Here is a 6,851-nt window from a genome sequence, read left to right on the forward strand (position 1 = left end):
GCATGCCAAGGGGCAGGCAACGATACTTAGTCGGTCGTTCACCGTGACGTTACGGGATTGGCGGAATCCGGCGATTCGGAGTTGGGCTGCCCTGCCCCGCCGCCCCCGCCGACACCGCCCTGCGCGGCGATGAAGGCGTCCAGCCGGGCCAGTTGCTGGGCGAGAATCGGCCGCCATTTCACATCCTTGGGTGCGCGGGCCAGCAAGTCTGCCCAGAGCGCACGGCCTTCGGCAAGCTTGCCGCTCTGCGCCAGTGCCAGGCCCAGGAAGAACGGCGGACCGGCCGCATCGGGATCGGACTTTGCGGCCCGGCGATAGGCATAGGCCGCCGCCGGGGTCAGCTGGCCATCGGCATGGGCTACCAGCGCGTTGCCGAGCGAAAGCCAGGCATCCGAGCGATAGGCGCGGACATCGGGATCCTTGGCAGGCTCCGCCGGTTCGTTCTCGACCGTGCCGCGCAGCACTTCGGCGGCATCGGCGTATTCGCCGTGCCGGGCCAGCCCGTCGGCGATCACCACCCAGCGATCGCTCGGCGGCAGCACGCTCGAACTGAACGTGGCGCGCGCCTGTGCGAAGAACTCGCCCAGTTCGCCTGAACGGCCCTCCTCGGCGTCCTTGGGCGCACCGGGCTGCGCGGGCGTGCCTTGCGCGGCATAACCGGCGATTCCGAGCGCCAGCGCGGCGGCCACCGCCTCGCGCCCGCCCTTGGGAACCTTGAAGACAAAGACGGCCAGCGCGAAAACCGCCAGTGCCAGCACGGCCACGAGAACCCAGGTCATGCCTGTCCTCCCTTGCGGAACCGGCCGCGCAGCAGCAGCCCCGCCAGCGCCAGCAGCGCGAGCGGCACCGCGAACAGCGGCCAGGTCAGCGTGGTCACGCGCGGCGCGTAGCTCACGTAATCACCGTAACGCTCGACCAGCCAGGCGCGAATCGCCTCGGGATCTTCCCCTGCGGCAATGCGCTCGCGCACGAGACTGCGCATCGATCCGGCGATCGGCGCATCCGAATCGGCGATCGACTGGCTCTGGCACTGCAGGCAGCGCAGCGAAACCATCAGCGCCTGTGCTGCCTGCTCCTTGGCCGGATCGTCGAGCTGGCGATAGGCATAAGGCGCGGTGGACTGCTCCTCCTGCGCCATGACCGGCGCGACCGCGCAGAGCGCGAAAGCCGTCAGCAGAATGGCAAGCAGGCGCCTCACCGTGCGGCCTCCACCAGCTTCTCGAGGATCATCGGCACCTGATCGGCGCGGATCTCGCCGATGTGCTGGTAGCGGATCACGCCCCTGCCATCGATCACGTAAGTCTCGGGCACGCCCGAGGAACCCAGCGCAAGCTGGACCTTGCCGTCATCGTCGGCGCCGATGCGGCGATAGGGATCGCCGTTACGCTTGAGGAAGGCCTGGAGGTCCTCGGTGCGGTCGCGCACGGAGATACCCTCGATCGGCACGCCGGCCTTGGCCAGCGCGGCCAGTTGCGGCGCCTCGACCCCGCAGGGGATGCACCAGGACGCGAAGATGTTGACGAGGTGCGGCTTGCCGTCCGCAAATGCCTTGCTGTCCAGCCCGGGGCGCCCCGGCAAGGCGGGGGGCAGGCTGAACGCGGGCATCGGCTTGCCGATCAGCGTGCTGGCGACATTGGTGTCCGCCGGATTGCGCAACTGCACCGAGACAAGCACGACAAAGCCGGAAAACAGCGCCAGCGGCAGCCAGATCGCCCAGCGCGGCGCGCGGGGTTTGCCCCCGGGAGAGGTTTGGCTGCTCATGAGTACCTCCCTGCGCGGCCCTGACGTTCGCGCCGATATTCGATCTTGTCGCGGGCGACGATGCGCCGGATGTCGGCGGCGACACGTCCGATCAAGGCCAGCAAGCCGCCCAGCGCGATCATCAAGCCGCCCAGCCAGATCAGCGTGACGAACGGCTTCCACCACAGGCGCAGCTGCCAGCGACCTTGGTCGGCTTCGCCGCCGAGCACGGTGTAGAGCTGCCCGTTCCAGCGCGTCAGCAGCGCCGATTCGCTGGTCTGTTGCGGCGGCGCCCAGAAACTGCGGGCCTGCGGCTCAAGCGCGATGACGCGGCCCTTGTCGCCGTAGCGCACCAGCAGACGCGCCTCGAGCGCGGTCCAGTTCGGCCCGGCCACCGGCTCGATGGCATCGAGCTTGACCTGCCAGGGGCCGACCTCGGTCGCCTCGCCGGGACGGATGGCGACGAGCTTCTCGACCGAGAACGCGCTTTCGCAGCTCATCCCCAGCAGCGAGACGGCAATGCCGAGATGCGCCGTGACCATGCCCCAGATCGGCAGCGGCGTGCGCCGCAGGTTACGCCCCTTGAGCGGCAGCACGCTGGCCCAGGCCAGCCCCAGCGCCAGCGCGAAGCCCAGTGTCGCCAGCAGCGAGACGCCGCCCACTAGCACCATCGCCAGCACGCCCGCGATCACCAGCATGGCCGGGATCACCATTTCCTTGCCGATCCGCCGGAAACTGTCCCGCCGCCAGCGCAGCAAGGGGCCGACCGCCAGCACCACCAGCATCGGCACCGCAAACAGCGCGCTCATCGGATTGAAGTAGGGCGGCCCGACCGAGACCTTGGCACCCATCGCCTCGGCCAGCAGCGGATAGAGCGTGCCGAACAGGACGATGCCCAGGATCGCGGAAAGCATGACGTTGTTGAACACCAGCGCGCCTTCGCGGCTGGTGGCGGCAAAGCGCTCGCCCTCGGTGACCGAGGAAGCGCGCAGGCCGAACAGCGTCAGCGCGCCGCCGATGTTGATCGCCAGCAGGGCGAGGATGAAACTGCCGCGCTGCGGGTCCACCGCAAAGGCATGGACGCTGGTGAGGATGCCCGAGCGCACCAGGAACGTGCCGATCATCGACATCGAGAAGGCAATCACCCCCAGCATCACCGTCCAGGCCCGCAGCGCATCGCGCGAGGCCAGCACGCTGACCGAATGGAGCAGCGCGGTGGCCGCCAGCCAGGGCATCAGCGAGGCGTTCTCGACCGGGTCCCAGAACCACCAGCCGCCCCAGCCCAGCTCGTAATAGGCCCAGTAGGAGCCCGCGGTGATGCCGATGGTGAGGAAGATCCACGCCCCCAGCACCCAGGGCCGCATGGCCTTGGCAAACGCCGGTCCAACCTCGCGCGTGACCAGCGCGCCGACCGCGAAGCTGAAGGCGATCGAAAGCCCGACATACCCGAGGTAGAGCGTGGGCGGATGGAAGGCGAGGCCAAGGTCCTGCAGCAGCGGATTGAGCCCGTTGCCTTCCTGCGGCACCGGCAAAAGCCGCTCGAACGGGTTGGAGGCGATCAGCAGGAACGCATAGAAACCCAGGCTGACAAAGGCCTGCCCCGCCAGCGTCGCCAGCATCGTCGGCTCCGGCAGGCGCCGCTCGACCAGGGCGACAAGGCCGCCGGCAACGCCCATCACCGTGACCCAGAGCAGCATCGAGCCTTCGTGGTTGCCCCAGGCCCCGGCGACGCGGAACACCAGCGGCTTGAGCGAATGCGAGTTCATCGCCACCAGCTTCACCGACAGGTCGGTGACGGCAAACAGGTAGATCAGCGCGGCGAAGGCCAGCAGCGCCAGCACCCCCTGCACGATTGCCACCGGGCGCACCACGCCTGCGAGCGATGCTCCGCGCGGCGTCAGCGCCAGTGCCCCCGCGATCAGTTGCAACCCTGCCAAGGCAGCCGCCAGCCACAGCGCGGCAAGTCCGAGTTCGGCGATCATTTGGTCTCGCGCATCACTTGCTGGGCCTGGTCCTTGCTCATGTCCTGCATCTGGCGCGGGACATAGTTCTCGTCATGCTTGGCGAGGAGATTGTCGGCCACGAACGTGCCGTCGACGCCCATGTGCCCTTCGGCCACGACGCCCGATCCCTCGACGAACAGCGAGGGGACGATGCCCTTGAAGGTCACCGGCACCCGCGCCTTGCCGTCGCCGACCACAAAGGTGATGGTCACCCCGTCGGCCTCGGTGCGCAGTGATCCGCGCTCGACCATGCCGCCAAGGCGCACGCCGCGCGTCTCCTCGGGCGGATTGGCGACGATGTCGCTGGGCACGTAGAAATAGCTCGCCTGGTTGCGCAGCGCCCAGGCCGCCAGCAGCGCCGCCGCCACCAGCACGACCAGCGCGATGACCAGCAGTACCAGTCGCTGGTGCTTGGCCTTGATCGCGGTTCCCACCGTCATGTTCAGCGTTTCCTCGCCTCGTCCCGGCGCTTCTCGGCGCGCTTCATGGTAATCAACGACCAGGCAACCATTGCCGCTGCCGCGCCCAGGCCCACCGCATAGGCGGCGACCACGAAGGTCCAGGGGTCCATCGCCTCGCGCATCGCCTCAAAATCCTTCCGAAAGCGCCTTGCGCCGCAGCCGGGCCTCGGCCTGCTGATGGGCGAGAATCGCCCGCATCCGCGCCAGCACGACGCCTGCGAACAGCAACGAAAAGCCCAGCGTGGCGGCGAGCAGCGGGTAGAGGAACGCACCGGCCATGGCCGACTTGCCCAGCGAGATCGACGGCGCCTGATGCTGGCTCTGCCACCAGATCACCGAATAATGGATGATCGGGATATTCACCGCACCGACCAGACCAAAGATCGCCGGTGCCTTGCTCTGGCCGCCGTCGGCAGCCTCGCTTGCCTGCGAAAGCGCCATCCAGCCGAAATAGAGGAACAGCAGCACCAGCATCGAGGTCAGCCGCCCGTCCCACACCCACCAGGTGCCCCAGGCCGGACGCCCCCAGAGCGAACCGGTGATGAGGCAAACCGCAGTGAACACCGCGCCCGGCACCGCGCAGGCGCGCGCGGCAATCCCTGCCAGCGGATGACGCCAGACGAGTTCGGTGAAACTGGCCGCGGCGATGCCCATCCATCCCGCCATGCCGAGCCATGCTGCGGGGACGTGAAGATAGACGATCCGCACGGTCTCGCCCTGCAAGCGCTCGGCCGGACCGAAGAACAGCCCCCAGCCCAGCGCGGCCAGCGCGAGGACGGCACCGCCGCCCATGCAGAGCGGCATCAGCCAACGGGCGATGCGCAGGAAACGGGCGGGATTTGCAAAGCCGTGCATGTCGGCCACGCTTCTATCGCGCGGGGCGAAAGGAGCAAGGGACGACGGCAAAAGCGCCAGCCTTTTCAACCGCCGAGATCGACAGGACGGCCATTTATCGCGGGGGTGTTCAGGGGAGAAAATGGGGCGATTGATGGGGTTCGAACCCACGACCTCCGGTACCACAAACCGGCGCTCTAACCAACTGAGCTACAATCGCCACACAATCGAAACCGGCACTCGTGGCTGGCTTCGAAGCTTCCGACCGGCGTGCTGTGCATCGTCCCGTTCGGAGGCGCGCCATTTGCACAAGCTGAGCCTCCTTGCAAAGCAAAAATGCACATGCGCCCACAAAAAATCCGCAGAGCCCGCAAGTCCTGCAATTTTCCGGTCACCCTCGCCTCGCTAGGGTCGCCGCCATGAAGGCTCCCGGCGAATCATCTTCCGACATCCTGCTCGCCATCCCCGGCATGCAGCGCTTCCCCTCAGCGCGACTCGACCTGTTCGTGAAGCGCGAGTTCCTCACCGCCGCCGAATGCGACGCGCTACGGGCGATGATCGAGGCCGAGCACCGCCCCTCGACGATCGCCAACTACAATGGCGACGATGTCTTCCGCACGAGTTCGACCTGCGACCTCTCGCCCGATGTTCCCGCTGTGGCGGCACTTGCCCAAAAGCTGGCCGCGGTCTCGGGAATCGACCTTGCCCATGCCGAGCCGATCCAGGGCCAGCGCTACGAGGTCGGCCAGGAGTTCAAGGCCCATACCGACTACTTCGAGCCGAACAATTCGGACTACGCGCAGTATTGCACGGTATCCGGCCAGCGGACCTGGACCTTCATGATCTACCTGAACGACGTGGAGGCAGGCGGCGCGACGCGCTTCAAGGTGATCGACAAGATGATCCAGCCCGAACGCGGCAAGCTGGTGGCCTGGAACAACCGCCGGGCCGACGGCAGCCTCAACGCCGCCACGCTTCATCACGCGATGAAAGTGCGCAAGGGGCACAAGTACGTCATCACCCAGTGGTACCGCGAACGCCCCTGGGGTTGACGCGAGCGGGAGGGGACAAGCCCCTCCCCCAACGCTCACTTGGGCGCGCTGAGCACCGCACAGGCAATCCGGCCGCCCGCGTTGCCCGCCGGCTGGCTGGTGTAGTCGTCCGCATTGGCGTGGATCACCAGCGCCGTGCCATCGGCATCGACGATCGACTTGCTCCCCGGCGCAATGGTGACCCCGGTGTTGAGCACCTGCACCTTCAGCACGCCGTCGGGTCCGACATGCTGGTTGGGCATGTCTCCCCCATGCGGGCCGCCCATCGACATCAGGCCGTGAACCGGATCACCCGCCGTGAAGTGGCCACCGGCCGAGGCGAACTTGCCCGCCGCGTCGCACAGGCCCTTTTCATGGAAGTGGAAGCCATGATCCCCTTCCGGCAGCCCCTTGAGATCGGTGGTGACCAGCACACCTGCGGGAGTCTGCTGCACCGAGACGGTGCCGAGCGGCTTGCCATCGACGCCAACCACCTCGGCGCGCAGCACCGGCGGCGGCGCATCGGCCGCAAAACCCGGAGCAGCCAACAAGGAAGCGCCCAGCGCAAGCACAAGACGGGAGGTACGAACCATGGACATTCTCCTTCGCGATCCTGAGCGGATCCTTCTCCCGGCCGGGCGCCGGGCACCCCCGCGCGCTCGTACCGCGAGCCCAGACTAGGCTCCGCCACAGGAAAGGCAATCGTCTGCGAACCATTCGCAACAAGCCCCCCCCCCCCCCCCCCCCCCCCCCCCCCCCCCCCCCCCCCCCCCCCCCCCCCC

The 6,851-nt window shown here is 67.7% G+C and carries 9 protein-coding genes and 1 tRNA gene; 1 reads left to right on the plus strand and 9 read right to left on the minus strand.

Annotated features, from left to right (window positions below):
- Positions 1–38: 38 nt before the first annotated feature.
- The 8 genes from OKA11_RS18935 to OKA11_RS18970 all read right to left on the minus strand — a co-directional run bounded on the left by OKA11_RS18935 (position 39) and on the right by OKA11_RS18970 (position 5,258).
- Positions 39–779 (minus strand): tetratricopeptide repeat protein, encoded by a 741-nt coding sequence (locus OKA11_RS18935; protein WP_267223207.1) that lies wholly within the window; start codon positions 777–779, stop codon positions 39–41.
- Positions 776–1,198, minus strand: a complete 423-nt coding sequence (locus tag OKA11_RS18940) for a cytochrome c-type biogenesis protein (RefSeq protein ID WP_379489321.1) — start codon at positions 1,196–1,198, stop codon at positions 776–778. Before OKA11_RS18940 ends, OKA11_RS18935 begins: the two co-directional genes overlap by 4 nt.
- Complete coding sequence (locus OKA11_RS18945; protein WP_267223208.1) at positions 1,195–1,761, minus strand: DsbE family thiol:disulfide interchange protein; 567 nt, start codon at positions 1,759–1,761, stop codon at positions 1,195–1,197. Before OKA11_RS18945 ends, OKA11_RS18940 begins: the two co-directional genes overlap by 4 nt.
- Positions 1,758–3,722 carry a heme lyase CcmF/NrfE family subunit gene (locus OKA11_RS18950; RefSeq protein WP_267223211.1) on the minus strand — a complete coding sequence of 655 codons (1,965 nt, stop codon included), beginning with the start codon at positions 3,720–3,722 and terminating at the stop codon, positions 1,758–1,760. The genes OKA11_RS18945 and OKA11_RS18950 overlap by 4 nt, the downstream gene beginning before the upstream one ends.
- Positions 3,719–4,183, minus strand: a complete 465-nt coding sequence (gene ccmE / locus OKA11_RS18955) for a cytochrome c maturation protein CcmE (RefSeq protein WP_267223213.1) — start codon at positions 4,181–4,183, stop codon at positions 3,719–3,721. The genes OKA11_RS18950 and ccmE overlap by 4 nt, the downstream gene beginning before the upstream one ends.
- 2 nt (positions 4,184–4,185) lie before the next feature.
- Entirely contained in the window at positions 4,186–4,326 is a 141-nt protein-coding gene (locus OKA11_RS18960; RefSeq protein WP_185928709.1) for a hypothetical protein, read from the minus strand.
- A 4-nt stretch (positions 4,327–4,330) separates the two neighbouring features.
- The gene (gene ccmC, locus OKA11_RS18965; RefSeq protein WP_267223222.1) at positions 4,331–5,059 is read right to left on the minus strand and encodes a heme ABC transporter permease CcmC; all 729 of its coding nucleotides are present in this window, start codon (positions 5,057–5,059) and stop codon (positions 4,331–4,333) included.
- 122 nt (positions 5,060–5,181) lie between these two features.
- A tRNA-His gene (locus tag OKA11_RS18970) sits at positions 5,182–5,258 on the minus strand.
- A 199-nt stretch (positions 5,259–5,457) separates the two neighbouring features.
- Here OKA11_RS18970 and OKA11_RS18975 point away from each other — a divergent pair.
- On the plus strand, positions 5,458–6,090 hold the full coding sequence (locus OKA11_RS18975; RefSeq protein ID WP_267223216.1) for a prolyl hydroxylase family protein: 633 nt from the start codon (positions 5,458–5,460) through the stop codon (positions 6,088–6,090).
- A gap of 35 nt (positions 6,091–6,125) precedes the next feature.
- Here OKA11_RS18975 and OKA11_RS18980 read toward each other — a convergent pair whose 3' ends face one another.
- On the minus strand, positions 6,126–6,662 hold the full coding sequence (locus OKA11_RS18980; protein ID WP_267223218.1) for a superoxide dismutase family protein: 537 nt from the start codon (positions 6,660–6,662) through the stop codon (positions 6,126–6,128).
- Between the last annotated feature and the right edge of the window lie 189 nt (positions 6,663–6,851).

Source organism: Novosphingobium clariflavum (genome assembly GCF_026420865.1).
GTDB classification, from domain to species: domain Bacteria; phylum Pseudomonadota; class Alphaproteobacteria; order Sphingomonadales; family Sphingomonadaceae; genus Novosphingobium; species Novosphingobium clariflavum.